The following is a 20,283-nucleotide window of genomic DNA, read 5'->3' as shown; positions in this document are numbered from 1 at the left end:
AATATGATAGAATACTCGTATAGTTTATTATAAATTGCTGTTATATAATTCATATTTATTAAAGGGGCGATTATCCATGCATATTCCTGACAATTATCTGAGTCCTTCTACCTGTGGTGTCTTCACGGCAATAATGATTCCCATATGGTATTACTCGATTAAAAAGGTAAAAGAAGAATTGCCCAAGAATAAACTACCGCTTATCGGTGTCGGCGCCGCCTTTTCTTTTTTATTAATGATGTTTAACCTGCCTATCCCCGGCGGCACCACAGCACATGCCGTGGGAGGCACTCTCGTAGCTATTTTGCTTGGTCCTTATGCCGCTTGTATTGCCATAAGCGTAGCTTTGCTTATACAAGCCGTAATTTTTGGTGACGGTGGCATCATATCATTTGCCGTAAATTGTTTCAATATGGCTTTTTTGCTTCCTTTCAGCGGTTATTATATTTTCCGGTTGATAAAAAATATCCTGCCAACTTCTTTGGGAGAGAAAACCGCCATTGTCATCGGCTCATACATCGGTATCAATATTGCTGCCTTTGCTGCCGCCGTTGAATTCGGCATACAACCACTGTTGTTTACCGATGCTGCCGGTCATGCACTATACTGTCCATACCCTATATCAGTAGCAGTTCCGGCAATGATGCTTGCCCATTTGCTGGTGGCCGGTGTTGCTGAAGCAATTTTCACTTTGGCAATTTACGAATTCATCGTCAAAGTATCTCCCGGTATAATACACAATGGACAAAAGATTAAAACTAATCCTGTTTTCGTATTGATGATCGTTCTTGTAATTGCATCACCCTTGGGGCTTTTAGCTGATGGTACAGCCTGGGGTGAATGGGGTGCCGATGAAATAGCCGGAGATACATCATTAGGAACTGTACTGGGTTATATTCCTGATAAAATTGCTAATGGTTTCAACTATCACGCTTTGCTGCCAGACTATACGATGACCGGCATGCCCGACATCATCGGTTACATTTTATCTGCTGTCATCGGTACAGCTGCCTTGATAATAATTTTTAAACTAATAGGATCACATAATGATACAAATAAAGCCGTCTGATGACCACTCTGGAAAGCTATTGACCAATATGCCGGCATGGCTTGGTGATAATGATGATTATCAACCGGTCAACGATAATGAAAATTTTCTCAGCAAAACAATTTTAAGTGTTATTACTAAATTAACAGCATTGCGAGAAAATTCTACCGCCCATACTGATGTTTTTTTTACCGCTTCGTTTAAAATTTTTCTTACAATCCTGCTAATTTTATTTATATCTTTATCACATCAACTATTATTCTTATCTATTGTACTTTCCGGATTCTTGATTTATCTGTGCAGTTTAACCGGCTGTACTATTCTCAGAATATTAAAACCGGCCGCATTTGCCGCCTTATTCTCTCTTTTAATAATATTACCGGCCGCGCTTTTTGAGCGAAGCAGTTTTTTCTTACTACCATTCAAAGTTTTTTTAACCACCGGTGCAGTCACTGCTTTGGCATTATCCACACCTTTTTACAGTATTACCAAAGCATTGGGCGGGCTGCATATCCCCGGCCTGTTCATCATGATACTTGATCTGACCGTCAAATATATTGTACTCCTGGGACATACCGCTCAGGAATTACTTACGGCACTGCATCTGCGTTCAGTAGGAAAAAACCACCAAAAATATCAAAGTCTGGGAAATATTTTGGGCATGACTTTCATAAAATCACAAGAATATGCATTAGCCACCCATGATGCTATGTTATGTCGCTGCTTCACCGGAGAATACCATATTTCGCAGCAGCACCATATGGAAATACGCTATATTGTCTATGTTATGATAATTATTATCTTATCAAGTATATATTTTTTTACAGAGGGATATCTATAATATGACCGCTCTAATAAAATTGTCTCATATAAATTACAGTTATGAAAAGATTCCTGCCCTCCATGATATTTCTCTTGAAATTAAATCTGGTGAATTCATCCTACTTACCGGACCTAACGGATGCGGCAAATCAACTTTATTTAAACTATTGAATGGCCTGATATTCCCTTCCAGTGGTAAATATTTTTTTGACGGACAGCCAATCACCCCTTTGTCCTTAAAGGACAATCTGACTGCCAAAAAATTCCACAAACGCATTGGTTATGTATTCCAAAATCCCGATACCCAATTATTTAACCCAACTGTTTACGATGAAGTTGCCTTTGGGCCACGGCAAATGGCTTTTACCGAATCTGCAACAGCTGCACGGGTAACCGAACTGCTTGACTTTTTAAAAATAAGCCATCTAAAAAACAGGGCTCCTTATCATCTAAGCGGCGGTGAAAAGAAAAAAGTATCTATCGCGGCAGTTTTAGCACTCAATCCTGATGTCTTGATGATGGATGAACCATTAAATGGGCTCGACGAGAAATCGCAGATTTGGATAAAAGATTTTATCTCTGCTTTCTCCGCTGTCGGGAAAACCATGCTTATAACTAATCACGAGCGGGATTTATTAAATATAAAAGACAGCCGAATAATTCAATTCAACGAACAACACCAATTGGTTTAATGGTGCTTTAAATACCGTCTAAATTTATCCGCATCAGTATTCACCACTAACTCCTCTGGAAAACCAGATTGCTGCAAAATCTCATAAACGTATTTATGATTTCCTACATCAGCATCAATGTGGGCATCACTGTCCATGATGACACTGACTTCATATTTTTTACAAAGCTCCAGCATTATCAATGCGTTTTCCCGTGAATGAATGCGTCCACTATCAGGCTTATAGGAACTATTATTAAGTTCCAGCAATACATTATTTTTCTTTGCTGCCTGCACCACAGCCAAAAAGTCAATCGGATACATTCCATTATCCGGATGTCCGATTATACTGACATAAGGATTTTCCATCGCCCGCAAAAGTGCTCGGGTGTTATCTGCAACATTTCCTGGTTTTATACATTGTTCATGCAGACTTATTATGGCATAATCAAGTTTTTTTAATGTTGTCACAGGCATATCAACACTGCCATCATAACTCATTACATTAACTTCTGCCCCCATCATCAGCATCATACCGCATTGATTTCGATCAATAACTTTAAAATTATGAAAATACATATCATGACAAGTTCCTGGTAATGCCGGTGCATGTTCGGTCACTCCGATAATAGACAGGCCTTTTTGCCTGCCTGCTGCAATCATTTCAGACAGACTGCTGTAAGCATGTCCGCTCATAATTGTATGCATATGCATATCCAACACATCTTTCATTATGTTTACTCCTTTTTTATTTAATTTCTTTATGCTTTTATTCTGATATAGATATCACTGGATGTCAATGTTCACAAATCTGATAACTTTTATTGTATAATTAAAGACTTATTAACAATTTTACACATATTTTGCACACAGATATGGTATAATAAGCATAAATGTTATAATAATTTTTTATAGGGTACGAACGGGGAGGTAATCTTATGCTGCTCAGAGATATAAAAATTATTGCTGCTGAAAAGGGCATCGATACAAAGCGATTACGTACTAAACGAGATGTCATTCACGCTATTCAAAAGCTTGAGGGTAATCAAGAATGTTATGGTTCAAATGAGTCATGCAATAATGCGGTTTGTTGCTGGCACTCTGACTGCATTAAACCCAAACCCCACAATACAAAAAAACTTTAATCCATAAGACCATCAATAATATATATTATTGAATAAAACGGCTTCACGAAAATCAAAAGATTTTGTGAAGCCGTTTTATTTATGCCCATTATATCAGGAACGCAATGCAGCATTGTAATTTTTTTGCAGCGCTGTCACAATTTCTGCGAAACCAGCATCCACTTCCTGGTCGGTAAGAGTCTTTTCATTTGCTTGGAAAATTAGGGCAAAAGTCATACTTTTTTTGTCCTTATCAACCTGTTTTCCTTCGTATACGTCAAACAAGTCCAGCCTGCTCAAATATTGTCCGGCCGCCTTATTTATCGTCTTTTCAACTGCCGCAGCAGCTGTATCACGATCTACAATTATTGATAAATCTCGCGTAACTGCAGGATATTTGGGTAAAGTTTTACTCTTTAATCCCCTGCCCGCATATTTCATCAGCGCTGCCACATCAGCTGTGAAAATATAAACCGGTTTTGTAATATCAAATGCAGCTGCAACTGAAGGATGTAACTCACCTACAATAAATATTGTATCGCGGCCTTTTTTAAAAAATGCCGTTTTGCCCGGATGCATAACAAAATGCTCACCGTTTTCCACTGTATAATGTTTTATCGATAATCTGTCTAATAATATTTCAATAATACCTTTTGCATCGTAAAAGTCGACAGGTTCCGCATCTTGGTTCCAGCCAATAACATCCCTTCTGCCGGAAACAGCACCAGCAATTTTTAATTTTTCAAGCGGTTGTTCGGTGACAGGTAATGTTTTAGGCTGAAATACCGTGCCAATTTCAAATATTTTTATATCATTATTCTTACGAGAAAAGTTACGTGTCAGGTTTTCCATTACGGAACTGAGCAGACAAGTCCGCACTAGTGGATATTCATCAGTAAGCGGATTCATTATGGGAATTGCCTGACGGGCATGATGATCTGCCGGCATATTTAATTTATCAAAAACTGACGGATGCGTGAAACTAAATGACACTGTTTCACAAAGGCCCTGGCTTACCATGATCTGCTTGATTTTATCAACAAAATCCTGCCGCTCCGACTGCTTTCCCTGTAAAGCAGTACCAGACGGTAAAGTTGCATCTATTTTATCAAATCCATATATACGGGCAATTTCCTCAGAAATATCCTGCATACAATTTATATCATTACGCCAGGACGGAACATCCACTGTGATGTATTTTTCTCTGTCAACTGCATTTATTTCCAGTTTCTGCAAAATCTCCAGCATGGTTTGTTTACCGATGTTTGTCCCTAAATGTCTATTTATCGCTTCAACAGTAAAATTCACCGTAACCGGATTTTTTTTAGTTGGATAAACATCCAAAATACCTTTACATACAGTACAGGCTCCCATGCTTTGCAGCAATTGAGCTGCACGATCAAGAGCACGAGTGGTATTTTCAATATCCGTACCACGTTCAAATCGTCCCGAAGCTTCTGAGGACAAACCACAGGCCCGTGCTGTGCGACGAATATTAGGACCGTAGAATCTGGCGGCTTCCAAGATTACATCAGTAGTTCCAGCGGTTATCTCTGTTTCCATGCCACCCATTATCCCCGCCAATCCGGCTGCTTTTTCTTCATCAGCAATAACCAGCATATTATCACCGGCTTTGCGGGTTGTATCATCCAGTGTGTGCAGCAATTCGCCTCTAATCGCCCGGCGGGCCGTCAGTTTATGCCCTTCCACCATATTATAATCATAAGCATGCAGCGGCTGCCCCAATTCAATCATAACAAAATTTGTTACATCTACAACATTATTTATCGACCGTATGCCCGCGCCATCCAAACGCTGTCGCATCCATTCCGGTGACGGTCCCACTTTTACATTTTTAAACATACGGGCAGAAAACCGTTGACATAAATCCGCAGCTTTTATATCAATGGAAAGTACGTCTTTTATTGCCGTCGGATCATCTTCCTGTACTGTGATAAGCGGCCATTTTATCGGATTACCGGTTAAAGCTGCCACTTCACGCACCAATCCATATACGCTAAAGCAATCACTGCGATTGGCTGTCAGTTCAAATTCTAAGACGACATCATTAAGCCCCAGTACATCTTTTACATTTATTCCCACCGGTGTGTCATCTGGCAATATATATATACCAATCTTTTGTTTTTCCGGCAACATTTCCAAATCCAGTTTTAACTCTTGGGCCGAACACAACATGCCCCACGACATCACACCGCGCAATTTTCCTTTAGAAATTTTCATACCATTGGGTAAATGCGCCCCAACCATTGCCACCGGCACTATTTGCCCCTCGGCGACATTTTTTGCTCCGGTCACTATAATCAAATTTTCTGCCATTCCTACATTTAGCGTACAAATCTGCAAGTGATCAGAATTTTCATGCGGTACTATTTTTTCTATTCGTCCGGTTATTACTTTTTGCAGTCCTTCACCAGGATCAATGATGCTTTCGACCGGTATCCCGGCCATTGTAAGCATGTCAGCCAATTTTTCCGGTGTTTGAGTAAAATTGATATAATCCTTAAGCCATTTTATAGATACTTGCATACAAATACTCTCCTCCTATAACAACATCAGCAAAATTGTTTTAAAAATCGCAGATCATTATCAAAAAATAACCTCAGGTCTTCTATTCCGTAAGCGAGCATAGCTACGCGTTCAACTCCCAGACCAAAAGCAAACCCGCTGACCTTTTTGGGATCATATCCGCTCATTTCCAATACACGCGGATGAACCATTCCAGCTCCCAATATTTCCAGCCAGCCAGTGCCCTTGCATACCCGACATCCTTTGCCATGACACATTACACAACTTATATCTACTTCAGCACTTGGTTCGGTAAATGGGAAAAAACTGGGACGAAAACGCAGTTTAAGATCATCATTAAACAATTGCTGCATGGCCATAGTAAGAGTTCCCTTCAAATCGGAGAATTTAATATTTTCGTCAATGCATAATCCTTCCACCTGAGTAAACATCGGTGAATGAGTCGCATCATAATCATCACGACGATATACACGGCCGGGTGCTATTATCTTTATTGGACTATTCGGTTCGTGTGACTGCATTGTGCGGGCCTGCACCGGTGAAGTCTGCGTACGCATAAGAATTTCATCAGTAATATAAAATGAATCCTGCATATCACGTGCCGGATGATCTTTGGGTAAGTTCAATGCTTCAAAATTAAAATAATCTGTTTCTATCTGCGGTCCTTCCGCTATAGAATATCCCATGCTGCGGAAAATATCCTTTAATTTATTCAGTGTTAATGTCAACGGATGAAAATGACCCAATTCCCGTTTACGTCCAGGCAGAGTCACATCAATTTTTTCCGTGGCCAATCTGTCGGAAAGTTCACGCGCCTTCAATGCTGTCTGCTTTTCTTCAATCAATGATTCAATATCTGCACGCACTTTATTGACAAGCTGCCCGATTCGCGGCCGTTCTTCCGGTGCCAATTTTCCCATACCGCGCAGTATAGCCGTGAGCGAACCTTTTTTACCAAGATATCTTACTCTTTGTTCATTAAGAACTGTCAAATCATCGGCTGCTTTTATGGCTGCCAATGCCTTTTCTTTAATTTGTATTAATTCCTGTTCCACAATAAATACCTCCGATAAAATCAAATGATTAAATCCACCCAAAAATAAAAAAACTCCGCCCCTGCAAGGGGCGAAGTAAAATCCGCGGTACCACCCTAATTGATACTCAATATGACTTTAACGCAGCCAACGCCACAGTTACACAGAAAACCTTCACAATGGAACTCAAAAGTGAACTTCTGCCCATACTTTTAATATCCCTCTCAGCCTAAACGATATTCTCTGTATAAAAGAATGAACATACTCTCTTTTTCATCATTAATTTAACAATATATAATTTTAAGCACCGATAAGTATAGCATAAAATATCTTCATTATCAATTGTGCTTCTCAGGTAAAACCGAACTGTTTCCCGACAGACGCAGGTAATAATAAACTGCCAGAATACCACAAAAGATCCAGCCAATAATCAATGATGTTCTGGTATCATCATTGATCCACATACCGACCGTCACAAAGACCAGAAATATCAGACAAAAGTAATTACTGTAAGGATAAAGTGGTGATTTGAAAGGATGTTGATCCATTATTTTTTTACCATAACTTTTGCGGAAATTTTTCTGTGCTATTGCTAAAACAAACCACGCAATCATTCCAGGAAATACACTGGCGCTATAAATGTACAAAAATAATTTTGAATCCGGAATCAAGTAATTCAAAACAACACCTAAACTCAATAGTGCCATTGTAATAAATATTGCATTACGCGGCACTCCGGTTTTTGACAATTTTCCCAGCCATTTAGGCGCCTGATTGTTTTCCGACAAAGTATACAGCATCCGTCCGGCACTGTAAATACCGCTGTTGCATCCCGATAAGGCCGCGGTCAAAACAACAAAGTTTATTATACCGGCCGCTGCCGTTATACCTATTTTAGCAAATATTGTCACAAACGGACTACCCAGCATACCCAGTTGATTCCAAGGATAAATAGTAATTACGATAAAAATCGCCCCGATGTAAAAAATGAGTATACGCCAAACAATTCCCTTAATCGCTTTTTGCAATGTTTCCCGTGGATGTTGAGCTTCACCGGCAGTTATCCCGATTAACTCCACCCCTTGGAAAGATGCCGTCACTATACATAATGCTGCCAGCATTCCGCTAAATCCATTTGGGAAAAAACCGCCATGAGTCCAAAGATTGGAAAACCCTATCGGTTGTCCCCCGTTTCCTATACCAAATAATATAAGACCAAACCCAACGACTATCATCACAACAATTGTTGTGATTTTTATAATAGAAAACCAAAATTCAAATTCACCATAATATTTTACTGCCGCCATATTGGCAAGTGTCACAACAAGCAGGCCGCCAAAAGCTGAAATCCACTGCGGCATAAAGGGAAACCAATATTTTACATAAATACCGATTGCCGTTATTTCCGACAAGCCCACAGTCACCCACAAAAACCAATAGCACCATGCTGTAAGATAACCAGCAAACGGGTGAATATATTTATATCCATATGAAGCGAAAGAACCTGTCACCGGCTCAAGATACAGCATTTCCCCCATAATGCGCATTACAAAAAAAATCACCAGTCCGGCCACACCATAACACAGCAAAACTGACGGCCCGGCTGTCTGAATAGTACTGGCTGACCCCATAAACAAGCCTACGCCGATCGTTCCTCCCAATGCTATCATTTCGACATGACGTGCCTTTAAATTACGTTGTAAATTTTTTTCTTCCATATATTTTATTCCTTCTCTTATTATTCGATAGGCATGGACTAAGCCGATATAGCCATGCCCTGTACCACTATATTTATCAATAGCAGCCGTTTTTATCCTATTCACCGAATAATGCAGACTGTAAATTTATCTCAGGTTGGGGAAAATGAAAAAACGGCCTTAAAAGCGTAGCTGTATCTTCTATTTAAAGGACTATCCTGCTGAAATCAGCTGTTTTTTTAACTAAATTATCTATATTTTTCAACAAACCCAACCGATTATTTTTTATCACTTCATCTTTATCCATTACCATTACCTTATCAAAAAACATATCAATCGGTGCCGTTAATTTTGTTAACTCATCAATTACTCCCGCATAATCATACTTGTATTCGGCGACGGCTTTTTTTACCGTAATATAACTGTCATAAAGCGCTTTTTCTTCCCTACAGGTAAACAAGGCCGCATCCATTTGCAAATTATCCGTTTTTGCAATATTACTGACTCTGATGAAAGCCTGTATTGCTGCCGACAAGTCTCCTTCGAGCACCTTAGTATTGATTACCTTGGCTTTTTTATATGCTGCATAAATATCATCAATAGTTCCACTGACAGCATCAATAACATCGTAACAAATACCATCCGCAGTGAGTACAGTATTAAACCGTGATTTTATAAAATCGACAATACTATTCAATAATCCGGTTTTTTTATTAGAATTAATATCAAGCAGACTCATTGCCTTATCAATGAACTTTGTCAAAGATATATTTATCTGTCCCTCAATCAATATATTGACAATTCCCAGCGCCTGTCTGCGCAAGGCAAATGGATCCTGCGACCCAGTCGGAACAAGACCGCGGCTGAAAGTTGCCGTAATATTATCAATTTTATCGGACAGGCTGACCAGTCGGCCGGCTACTGTTCCCGGTAATCTATCCCCGGCAAATCGCGGCATGTATTGCTCATCTATCGCCGTTGCCACAGCACCACTTTCACCATCCAACAGCGCATATTCACGCCCCATAATTCCCTGCAGTTCGGTAAATTCGCAAACCATTCCGGTAACAAGATCAGCCTTGGATAAAAAAGCTGCCCGTTTGGCCGCATCCAAATCAACCGGAGTCGCATCAACTGCCCTGCCCAAATATTGTGCCAACTGTTCCAAGCGCAGGGTTTTATCATAAACACTGCCAAGTCCTTCCTGAAAAACAACAGCCTTTAATTTTTCGAGATAATCAGCTAATTTCTTTTTCCGGTCTTCATCAAAAAAGAATTGTGCATCAGCCAATCTTGCTCTCAGCACACGTTCGTTGCCATGCTGCACTGTTGGCAATGATTTAGTGCCGCCATTTCGCACCGTAATAAATAAAGGCAACAACTTCCCAGCAGCATCTGCAACCGGAAAATACCGCTGATGTTCACGCATCGGTGTAATTACAGCTTCCTTAGGCAGCTGTAAATATTTATCCTCAAATCTGCCGCATAACGCTGTGGGATATTCAACCAAATAGGTGACTTCTTCCAGCAATTCATCTGTTATTTGCGCAATGCCATTATTTTTTTCCGCCAGTTCTTTAATTTGCTTTTCGATCATTGTCCGACGTTCAATTTGATCAACTATAATATGGAGATTTTTCAATACTTCTTCATACTCTGAAGCATTAGGGATAATATGCTCACCATCGCTTAAAAACCTGTGTCCACGTGTTTTATTACCCGATTTCACATTTGCAATAGTAAAATTAATTATTTCATCACCAAACAATGCCACGATCCAACGAATCGGCCGGACAAAATGAAAATCCAAATCAGCCCAACGCATGGTTTTAGGAAAATTTAAATTTTCTATAAGTTCCGGTAAAATCACTGACAGTAATTTTGCTGTTGCCTTTCCCTGCTCATGAACGACAGCGTATACATATCCGTCTTTCACCGTCAATTTATCCACCGGAATATTTTTGCCCCGGGCAAATCCTACCGCAGCCTTAGTCGGATTTCCCGCTTTATCAAAAGCTATTTTAGTCGACGGTCCCTTGTGTTCTATAGAAATATCCGCCTGTTTTTCCGCCATGCCTTTTATCAGTAAAGTAATACGGCGCGGCGTTCCCAGCGTTCTTATTCCAGACACATCAATATGCAGCTGGTCAAACTTATCAGCTGCTTTTACTTTAAGCTGCTGCAGAATCCCAGGCATAAAATGTGCCGGAACTTCCTCCGTGCCTATTTCTAATAGTAAATCCCTACTCATCATTTAACACCTCGATTTAACATTGGATAGCCAAGCTCCTCACGCTGCTTTAGATAGCATTTTGCACATTGCCGTGACAAATTCCTGACTCTGCCGATAAATGCCGTACGTTCAGATACGCTGATTGCACCTCTGGCATCAAGCAAATTAAATGTATGTGAGCATTTCAAAACATAATCATACGCAGGATGGACAAATCCCAGTTTAATTATACGCAAAGCCTCTTTTTCATATTTGTCAAATAAATCAAATAACATCTTTGTATCGGCTAATTCAAAATTATACGTAGACTGTTCGAATTCATTTTGTTTAAATACATCACCGTATGTGTAATCGCCTGACCAAACTATATCAAAAACATTTTCCCTGCCTTGGATATACATAGCCAGACGTTCCAATCCATAAGTAATTTCTGAAGCCACCGGTCTTATATCCACACTGCCCACTTGTTGAAAATATGTAAACTGTGTTATTTCCATACCATCCAGCCAGACTTCCCAGCCAAGACCCCAGGCACCCAAAGTCGGTGATTCCCAATTATCTTCAACAAACCGAATATCATGGTCTTCCGGATGAACCCCAAGTTTTTTTAAACTGGCTAAATAAAGTTCTTGAATATTATCAGGTGATGGTTTCATAATAACCTGAAACTGGTGGTGCTGGAACAACCTATTGGGATTTTCCCCATAACGTCCGTCAGCCGGGCGGCGTGATGGTTCAACATAGGCAACATGCCATGGCTCAGGTCCTAATACGCGCAAAAAAGTCGACGGATTCATTGTTCCGGCTCCTTTTTCTACATCATAAGGCTGCATTAATATACAGCCCTGCTCAGACCAAAAATTTTGCAAAGCCAAAATAATTTCTTGAAATGTCATAAAATAAAAACCTCCTCTTATTGTTTCGGCAATATTTTAATAATAAACTGTATAAATAAAAATAAAACCGTCCCTGTGATATTAACAACATCACAGGGACGGATATAAATCCGCGGTTCCACCCTGATTGGCATAAGCCCGCTTTAAATATTAATTTTTCACAGCTAACAGCCTGCCGTCAGTCCCAACAACGCCTTTCACCACCGCGCCTCGCTTTACTACAGAACTGAATAATACTGCTCATCGCTAAACGTATATAGTCTACCAGATAAAAATTTTTTTGTCAATAAACCATAACATGTTTATCATCTGCACAAAACAATCATTTAAATTAAATCATAATAAAGAACTTTCTATGCTCCACTAAAATACATTTCTTTTATTATTACCTATATATTTATATTTCCATACCACTTTTAAGCTAAGTCCGGGCTGCCCGGTATTTTTGCCTCACATGTTATTTTCATCATGCGTGCGTTGCAAATCATAGCACAACGATTCCATCGCCCGCCGGGCAACAGCCACAGGACATTGGCTGCTGCAAATGGAACAATGCCCGCAAAGCTTATTGATTGCCCGTATAGCTGACTCGACGTTTTTTATATCATCATTTTCCGGCGTAACAATCACCATTCCTCAGAAATTTTACACAAACTTGTCCTATTTACTATAAATATCCGGATAATTTTTTAATAGTGCCTGTCCGATAGTTGACCCGATTATTTCCTTACCGATCATATCAGGATGCAGTCCATCAGTCGTAAAGTCATTTCGCAGCAATCCACTGTTATCAGTCAAAAGGGACGCAACATCTATTGAATTTTTGTAGGACATTATCCAATTATTAACCGTATTTAACTGAGACTGCCAGTCATCAGGCGGATTTCTGCCGACAATTTGCATCTTAGCCGGTTCGACAGGTGTAACTGTTACCAATACCGGTATAATATTGTTATCAATACACAGCTGTCGTATCTGTGACAAATTATTTATGACCTCCTGAGCCGTTATTCCGGTTCGGATGTCATTTACACCGCCCATTATCACCAGGACCTGCGGCTTAAATGGAAGTACGTCGGACGTAAAACGTTTAAGCATTGCACTCGTGGTATCCCCACTATAGCCAATGTTCAATACCGGAACCGGGCAATATGTCTGCCAGTCATATATAAGATACCCCGGTGGCGTACTAATTGCCCCGCCGCCATGTGTAATACTATCTCCCAAAGCTGCTGTAATAATATTTTTATTGATTACAGAAAAATATATCGGCTTTGACCAGTGGCTTATCGGACGATCATTGACATTTCTCGCCTGAATAGTCCAATAATATTGTCCAGGTTTTACATAGGCTGACGGATCATAAAAATCAAACCCTGTATCCGTCTTATATTCATGTAATAAGGTATCTGCCGTGCCAAATCTGCCACTATCACTGTGATAAACACGTATCGCATACTTGGCTGCATTCAAGTATGGTATCCATGAGTATGTGGGATAAACCGGTGTATATTTCATCTTGTCAAATTGTGTTGTCGCAATAGGACGATCACTGTTTATTATTGCATTCGACAAAGGTTCCGGCTTGCTGTATTCACTTACCGGAGCGCCGTTATAATCGAGTCCTTGTACCTGCCAATCCAAATTTTTAAAATCAACAGACAAATCCTTCACATCCAGCTCACATCCAGCAGCATATATAGGCTTAACTGTTTTCAATATCACTGTTTTATCGGTGATATTAAGCCTGTACTGAACAGCACCGGCTATTGGTGTCCACTTAATACTTACCTTATTCACCGAGTCACTTATTGTCCCTGTATAATCCGCCTTATCATGCATAGGCGCCGCCACAGCTGTCTGCGACAAACAAACCAATGACAATATTCCCATAAACACAATACGCAGCAATATATGCATCCCCCTTATCCATTTGCCTAATCAAATAAATTACCAAACAAAACCATTATAACACAAAAAAAAGCATCAAATCATAAAGTAAATGATTCGACGCCTTTTTATTATATCAAGTTTTTGTTCTAACTGTTACGTATTGGAATCGCGATTATCCGGAATATTGGTAATAATACGTCCCAATCTTATCCCTGACAGCCAGTTCCAAGCCCACTTCAAGGCAACTGTTATATTGGTATGGGCTCCCGCCAAACGTATCAAATGTACAGTCAGCCAGGCACTCCAGGCAAAAAAGCCCTTCATTTTCCAGCTGCCTTTACACATGACTGCCTGGCCCCGACCGATTGTTGCCATGCTGCCAACATCATGATAAGTAAATTCCTGCAGTTTATTTTGCCCTTTAATAAGGCTTTTTACATTTGCCACACAAACAACAGCCCCTTGTGTTGCAACAGGTGCTATTGTCGCCAACGGATGTCCATCTTGTTCAAGATGAGCACAGTCACCGATAGCGAAAACTTCCGGATGCCCAGGAACCTGCAGTGTTTTTCCAACGATAATCCGACCAGCCCGATCAACTTCGGCACCAAATTTGGCAATCATTGGTACTGCTTTCACCCCTGCCGCCCAGATTACAGTGCGTGTAGCTATTTTGGTCCCGTCTTTTAATGTAAGACCATCTTCATCACAATCTACCACCTGAGTATTAAGACGTACGTCAACCTTCTTCTTTTTCAGAATTCGCACTGTTTCATCACGCAAATCAGGTGGCATCATCGGCAATACCTTATCAGTAGCTTCAATTAGAATTATAGACACTTCATTTAAATCAAGTCCATGATACTCATCTTTCATTGCCATATAGACTAACTCAGAAAGAGAACCAACTTCTTCAATTCCTGTAGGTCCACCGCCCACACAAACAAATGTAAGCATTTTTTTACGTACATCCGGATCTTTTTCACGTTCAGCCCGTTCAAACATATGCAACACATGATTGCGTATATGAATAGCTTCCCGCAGCGTTTTCATGCCATAAGTGGAATAAGCCAACTTATTCATGCCAAAATAATTAGTAGTAGACCCAGCGGCAAGAATAAGATAATCGTACTTAACATGCCCATAAGGTGTAATTACTTCCTTATTTTTCGCATCAAATCCCTGTACATGTGCCAACATGAACCGCACATTTTTGTTCTTACGGAAAAATGTTCTTATTGGATACGCAATTTCATCAATTGACAGCATTGATGTAGAGACTTGATACAACAACGGCTGAAATAATTGAAAATTATTGCGATCAATCAATGTGACATCCACATCTTCCCGAGCGAGCAATTTTGCTGCCTTGATTCCCCCGAATCCGGCACCCACAATCACTACATGAGGTCTTTTCCCCGACATATTTCCCACTCCCAGCGTAAAAAATCCACTTGGCATAATCTGTGTCAAGCAATGTTTTAGTACAATAAGTATGTACTTTTTGTCACAAAGTTATTATAAACGATTGTGAATAAAATAACAATAGTATTAATGATAAAAATAAATTTTTTTTATTAAAAATTTATTTTATCATATGAATAATTAATTGTTTTATATTATGTTGACTTTTTATATTTAATAAACTACAATCAATTTAATGCAATTAATGCCAATATTCATACAAATTTATTAACATCTTAGAGGAGATCATATAATGAATTATCCGGAAAATATAAAAAGCGATACTGATATTTTCAATTCTTTCAGTTTTACTATTCCCTTGGTAAAACAACTTTTGCCAAATATATCGCTTATCGCAATATCCGATTTGACACAATATCTTGCTTGTGAAAAAGAAGCATCACTCAATAATGACATCCAAAAAGGCGGTGCCATTAACTCAGATGTCAAAGAATGTCTAAACAACAAAACCCGTATCAGTAAAACCAGTTCCGACGGCAGACAAAAAATTACCGTGATTCCCCTATACAATGCCAGTAATGAAATTATCGGCACATTAAGTGCCTTCTGCACCAGCGCCGCTGCCAACGACAATTTAATAAAAGCTGTAAAAGACGTAGTTTCTTCCACACAAACAGCTTACCAATCTATAGAACAAGTTGCCAACAGTGCCGGTGAATTAGCCAAATCAGGCCAAGGTTCCATAACGGAAGCAACCAACTTAAAACAAAAAAGCGGTGAAACAGCAAAAGTAATCGAATTCATTAATAATATTGCCCAGCAAACCAATCTTTTAGGACTGAATGCAGCTATTGAAGCAGCACGTGCCGGCGAACACGGCAGAGGATTTGCCGTTGTTGCGGAAGAAGTCCGGAAACTTGCTGATCAATCCAAAAATGCCACCGAACAAATCCATTCTATTCTTGAAGAAATGAATCATGGCGTAGCCGAAATTTTTAAATCCATAGAAGCTGTCGGTGCTATAAGTGAACAGCAAGCTGCATCCACCGAAGAAATAACAGCTACTTTGGCGCATATAACCAAAGCTGCGAAAAATTTAGAAACCGCCATGGAACAATCCGATAATTAATTACTAAAATTAGTAATAATAAGTCCGGTACTGATACTTCGGCAGCAGAAGATCATCAGCACCGGACTTATTATTTTATCCAATATAATAAAGCAAACATTATATATATTGTTTTCTGACCGTAGAAGACTGATAACCCAATTGTTCACGGTATTTCATAACTGTACGCCGTGAAATATCGATAGCCTGCTCCTGTAGTAAATCACAGATTTTCTGATCGCTTAATGGTTTTGCCGAATTTTCCCCTTCAATCAGGTTTTTTATAACAGTTTTTATCTTGGCAGCTATCATTTCTTCTCCGGTAGTCGTAGATACAGCATTAGCCGGAAAAAATTTACGAATACTTATTATTCCATGTGGTGTTTCCATATATTTATTGGCGATAGCCCTGCTGACCGTTGATTCATGGATTCCTAATATCTCGGCTATCGTTTTCATAGATAACGGCCGCAAATATTCATAACCATTATCAAAAAAATCTTTTTGCTGCAAAACTATTTGTGAAGCAACATTAAACAATGTTTGGCGGCGCTGTTCAATGCTGTTAATCAACCAAATAGCTGAATTAACACGCTGTTCTACATATTTTTTCGTCTGCGCATCCATATTATGCGTGTTGCGATAAAGTTCACTTATTCGAAGACTGGGAACCGTATATTCATTGACCAGTACTACATATTTACCATCAATTTGACGCACTGTAACATCAGGGATAATATGCTCGATCTGTTCGTTTCCATAAGCTGCGCCCGGTTTTGGCGTCAGCTTCTTTATAATTGCCACAGCTTTTTGAACATCAGTAATATCTGCATTTTCGGCTTGAGCAATTATCTTTAATTGATTTTTAGCAAGCTGCAGCAAATATTTATCAATTATCACTGCCGTAAGTCCATTGTAAATAGCTAATCGCCGTGCCTGCAGTCTTAAACATTCCGATAAATTGCGTGCCCCTACCCCCGCCGGTTCAAAAGATTGTATTATCTGCAGTATTGCTTCAATTTCATCAACCGGATTTTGCGTTAAGGCAGCTATATCTTCAAGTGTAGCCGTAAGATAACCACAGTCATCGATACAGCCGATGATATAATCAGCAATATTACGCTTTTTTGTATCTGTAAATGTCCATCCAACTTGTTCATACAAATAATCAGCCAGATTTTTTTCTTCTGCCGGTATAGTAAAATCATACTCGTCATCTGCCGCTGTTGACGAATGATGTCCTTCTTTGCCATTATCCAGAAATTCAGCCAATTTTTTTATGTCATCAACAGTAAGTTTCTGTCTTATGTCACTATCACTATCCGTCTTAAGCTCCGCAAATTCCAAAGTAGGGTTTTCATTATATTCTTCTTCAATGGCAGCATGCAGATCCTGTGATGACATCTGCAATATTTTCACTGACTGCTGCATTCTTGGTGTCATAATCAATTTTTGCTTTATATTTAAAGCCAAATCCTGCTTCATCTTATGGTCCTCAATCTTATTTGTTCATAGCCGCAGCCACGGCAGCTCCTAAAACAGAACCGCCATTTTCTAAAACCAATCTTACATTGGCCGATTCGTCACCGAGAATTTCATTTAATGTTCTATACATATTATCAGTTACCAGCGGCATCTTCTCAAATACTGAACCATCAATAACGATGTTATGTGCCGGTATGTTTTCCGGGAAAATATGCCACAAAACACCGCAGAAACTGGCAGCAACAATACGTGCCGAACGACTTACAATAACGGCCGCCAATTTCTTGATATTCTCAGCTTCCTGCCGTGTTATTTCAACACCAATGCGTTCAATAATCAACTTCCGTATGACAGGCAATTCTGTTTCTTCATCATTTAAAATAGCCGATAAATCTATACTGCTAAAATGTATTTTACCCACAGCCGCAAATAAATCCTGCATACAATAAGTGAACAGTTCACCGATGTAACGTCCGGAAACCATTTTTTCCATGCGCTGCTGATCAGGTAATTCCGAATCGGCATTAAGGCGATTATCATATTCATTTACCACCAATTTATCGAATCCGCCAATTTCCAAATTAATTATCATCGGCTTGCCGTCAGATCCCTGATACGTTTCAAAATAACATGTATTATGCCCCGTTGCATATATTGAACTAATATATGTATCAGAAGATTTATAAGCTGCCGCCAATAATACTGCGACTGTATCATTAATGACCGCAATTGGTTCCACATTGCCGAATCCCTGACGAATCAATGCTTCCCTTAGCAAATCATTAACCACATGGCCTTCCACCCCGCTTGTGGCAAATTCCTTGGTCCATGTTATAAGCCGGGCATTATATATATTAGTCTGACTGGATGGAAAAGAAAAAGTATGCCCGAGAAAATACTTTTTCTTTTTGTCCCCATCTATTACTTCTGCAATTATCCCGGCAATAAAATCAAAAAGATCCTCAGCCTTTGCCTGTGCCCCGATAAAATCATATACACCAGGTACTTTAAGCGGTTTAGCTATTTTTTTGATAATACTATATTTGCCGTTTCCGTCCAGGCGAACCAAAACAACCCGCAGATTAGTACCGCCAAAATCCAGTGCTAAATATTCACCAGTCTCAGCTCCACTGGGAAGTCCAATATACGATTTAAGCATTTTCAAAGATGTCGGCTTATTTTTGAGTCCCTGCTCAATATCATAACGCACACAAGCCGCCGTTTGTTTAAGATCATCGATGGTAATATTAAACTCGCAAAGCATTTTTTTTAATTTTTTATCATCCATTGGAATTGTATCCCTCTCATCATTTTTTAGGAATTACTTCCAACCAGTATCCGTCAGGATCTGACACAAAATATATTCCCATTTTTTTATTTTCATAACAAATACAGTCCATTCTTTCATGAAGCTCATGTGCCGCAGTAAAATCGTCCACCGCAAACGCTAAATGAAATTCATTATCTCCTAGATTATATTTTTCCTTGCGGGCTTTTAACCATGTCAGTTCCAATTCGTGGCTGGTCTGACCATCACCCAAATACAAAAGGACAAAATCTGCTGTTTCCTTACGCCGTACTTCCTTCAAACCAAATGCCTGTGCATAAAAAGCTGCTGATTTTTCTAAATCAAGTACGTTGAGATTATTATGGGCAAATCTGAATTTCATATGCATACTCCCCCTATATTAATTATAACATCCATTATTACATCATTATATCAAAAAATCACAAAATTGTTTAGATTCAATAATAATACCTTTTATGTATTATGCCTTATTAATAAAATATTCTCTGTCACCCCGGCTGTATGCTATAATAATAAAGTAACATTTTATTTTAAGAAAAAGCTGATTTAAGCTGTAAAAAGTTTTGATCTAATATATTGCTAGTGAGGATGGATATATATGGTAGGAATCGTAATAGTATCACATAGTGTAAAAGCTGCTGAAGGCATAAAAGATATAGCTGCTGAAGTAGGCAAACCCAATCAGCCAATTGTCGCCGTTGGTGGCTGCGAAGACGGTTCTTTGGGAATTGACCTGGATAAAGTTGAATTTGCTATTGAAGAAGCTGATAATGACGATGGGGTTATTCTCTTTGTTGACCTTGGCAGTGCCATAATTTGCGCCGATATGATCAGAGGCAATAGTCATTTCACGGAAAAGAATGTTCATATTGCTGATGCCCCGATCCTGGAAGGAGCAGTTATCGCCGCTATCGAAGCATCCCTGGGCAGCGATGTAAAAAAAATACTTGATGTAGCCGCAAAGGTCGTCCAAATTCATAAAATATAATAAA

The 20,283-nt window shown here is 39.4% G+C and carries 18 protein-coding genes and 1 other annotated feature; of the genes, 6 read left to right on the top strand and 12 right to left on the bottom strand.

Features of this window, described 5'->3' with window-relative positions:
• The first annotated feature begins 76 nt into the window (after positions 1–76).
• The 3 genes from cbiM to I6751_RS07130 are packed head-to-tail and all read left to right on the top strand — an operon-like array spanning position 77 to position 2,562.
• Positions 77–1,069 (top strand): cobalt transporter CbiM, encoded by a 993-nt coding sequence (gene cbiM / locus I6751_RS07140; protein WP_196590786.1) that lies wholly within the window; start codon positions 77–79, stop codon positions 1,067–1,069.
• Positions 1,047–1,889, top strand: a complete 843-nt coding sequence (locus tag I6751_RS07135) for an energy-coupling factor transporter transmembrane component T (protein WP_196590787.1) — start codon at positions 1,047–1,049, stop codon at positions 1,887–1,889. The genes cbiM and I6751_RS07135 overlap by 23 nt, the downstream gene beginning before the upstream one ends.
• Before the next feature lies 1 nt (position 1,890).
• Positions 1,891–2,562: an energy-coupling factor ABC transporter ATP-binding protein gene (locus tag I6751_RS07130; RefSeq protein ID WP_196590788.1), complete on the top strand. Its 672-nt coding sequence runs from the start codon at positions 1,891–1,893 to the stop codon at positions 2,560–2,562.
• Here the strand turns inward: I6751_RS07130 and I6751_RS07125 are convergent.
• Positions 2,559–3,272 carry a phosphatase gene (locus I6751_RS07125; protein WP_196590789.1) on the bottom strand — a complete coding sequence of 238 codons (714 nt, stop codon included), beginning with the start codon at positions 3,270–3,272 and terminating at the stop codon, positions 2,559–2,561. The genes I6751_RS07130 and I6751_RS07125 overlap by 4 nt on opposite strands.
• A gap of 206 nt (positions 3,273–3,478) precedes the next feature.
• Between I6751_RS07125 and I6751_RS07120 the strand changes: the two genes are divergently transcribed.
• Positions 3,479–3,685: an SAP domain-containing protein gene (locus I6751_RS07120; protein ID WP_182187093.1), complete on the top strand. Its 207-nt coding sequence runs from the start codon at positions 3,479–3,481 to the stop codon at positions 3,683–3,685.
• A gap of 93 nt (positions 3,686–3,778) precedes the next feature.
• Here the strand turns inward: I6751_RS07120 and pheT are convergent, their stop codons facing one another.
• The 8 genes from pheT to I6751_RS07080 all read right to left on the bottom strand — a co-directional run bounded on the left by pheT (position 3,779) and on the right by I6751_RS07080 (position 15,389).
• Complete coding sequence (pheT, locus tag I6751_RS07115) at positions 3,779–6,211, bottom strand: phenylalanine--tRNA ligase subunit beta (RefSeq protein WP_196590790.1); 2,433 nt, start codon at positions 6,209–6,211, stop codon at positions 3,779–3,781.
• 26 nt (positions 6,212–6,237) lie between these two features.
• Entirely contained in the window at positions 6,238–7,266 is a 1,029-nt protein-coding gene (gene pheS / locus I6751_RS07110; protein WP_196590791.1) for a phenylalanine--tRNA ligase subunit alpha, read from the bottom strand.
• Between the two features lie 63 nt (positions 7,267–7,329).
• Positions 7,330–7,531, bottom strand: a binding site (T-box leader).
• A gap of 52 nt (positions 7,532–7,583) precedes the next feature.
• Positions 7,584–9,068: an amino acid permease gene (locus I6751_RS07105; protein ID WP_330998618.1), complete on the bottom strand. Its 1,485-nt coding sequence runs from the start codon at positions 9,066–9,068 to the stop codon at positions 7,584–7,586.
• A gap of 79 nt (positions 9,069–9,147) precedes the next feature.
• Positions 9,148–11,193 (bottom strand): glycine--tRNA ligase subunit beta, encoded by a 2,046-nt coding sequence (gene glyS, locus I6751_RS07100; protein WP_196590991.1) that lies wholly within the window; start codon positions 11,191–11,193, stop codon positions 9,148–9,150.
• On the bottom strand, positions 11,193–12,071 hold the full coding sequence (gene glyQ, locus I6751_RS07095) for a glycine--tRNA ligase subunit alpha (RefSeq protein WP_182187101.1): 879 nt from the start codon (positions 12,069–12,071) through the stop codon (positions 11,193–11,195). Before glyQ ends, glyS begins: the two co-directional genes overlap by 1 nt.
• A 450-nt stretch (positions 12,072–12,521) precedes the next feature.
• Entirely contained in the window at positions 12,522–12,704 is a 183-nt protein-coding gene (locus I6751_RS07090; protein WP_182187103.1) for a hypothetical protein, read from the bottom strand.
• A 27-nt stretch (positions 12,705–12,731) separates the two neighbouring features.
• Positions 12,732–13,982 (bottom strand): SGNH/GDSL hydrolase family protein, encoded by a 1,251-nt coding sequence (locus I6751_RS07085; RefSeq protein WP_182187105.1) that lies wholly within the window; start codon positions 13,980–13,982, stop codon positions 12,732–12,734.
• A gap of 135 nt (positions 13,983–14,117) precedes the next feature.
• Positions 14,118–15,389 (bottom strand): NAD(P)/FAD-dependent oxidoreductase, encoded by a 1,272-nt coding sequence (locus tag I6751_RS07080; protein WP_196590792.1) that lies wholly within the window; start codon positions 15,387–15,389, stop codon positions 14,118–14,120.
• Positions 15,390–15,681: 292 nt separating this feature from the next.
• On the opposite strand from I6751_RS07080, the gene I6751_RS07075 reads away from it, so the two are divergent.
• Positions 15,682–16,518: a methyl-accepting chemotaxis protein gene (locus I6751_RS07075; RefSeq protein ID WP_196590793.1), complete on the top strand. Its 837-nt coding sequence runs from the start codon at positions 15,682–15,684 to the stop codon at positions 16,516–16,518.
• Between the two features lie 99 nt (positions 16,519–16,617).
• Here the strand turns inward: I6751_RS07075 and rpoN are convergent, their stop codons facing one another.
• Genes rpoN through I6751_RS07060 form a run of 3 tightly spaced genes read right to left on the bottom strand, consistent with a single transcriptional unit; the run spans position 16,618 to position 19,652 of the window.
• Positions 16,618–17,982, bottom strand: coding sequence for an RNA polymerase factor sigma-54 (gene rpoN, locus I6751_RS07070; RefSeq protein ID WP_196590794.1), 1,365 nt, complete (start codon positions 17,980–17,982; stop codon positions 16,618–16,620).
• A 16-nt stretch (positions 17,983–17,998) separates the two neighbouring features.
• Positions 17,999–19,270, bottom strand: coding sequence for a hexokinase family protein (locus I6751_RS07065; RefSeq protein WP_196590795.1), 1,272 nt, complete (start codon positions 19,268–19,270; stop codon positions 17,999–18,001).
• A 19-nt stretch (positions 19,271–19,289) separates the two neighbouring features.
• Positions 19,290–19,652, bottom strand: coding sequence for a VOC family protein (locus tag I6751_RS07060; protein ID WP_182187115.1), 363 nt, complete (start codon positions 19,650–19,652; stop codon positions 19,290–19,292).
• 237 nt (positions 19,653–19,889) lie between these two features.
• On the opposite strand from I6751_RS07060, the gene dhaM reads away from it, so the two are divergent.
• The gene (gene dhaM / locus I6751_RS07055; protein WP_196590796.1) at positions 19,890–20,279 is read left to right on the top strand and encodes a dihydroxyacetone kinase phosphoryl donor subunit DhaM; all 390 of its coding nucleotides are present in this window, start codon (positions 19,890–19,892) and stop codon (positions 20,277–20,279) included.
• Positions 20,280–20,283 lie beyond the last annotated feature (4 nt).

It is taken from the genome of Pectinatus frisingensis (assembly GCF_015732285.1).
GTDB lineage: Bacteria > Bacillota > Negativicutes > Selenomonadales > Selenomonadaceae > Pectinatus > Pectinatus frisingensis.
Note: the sequence above shows the minus strand (reverse complement) of the source record. Positions and strands in the feature narration are given on the sequence as shown.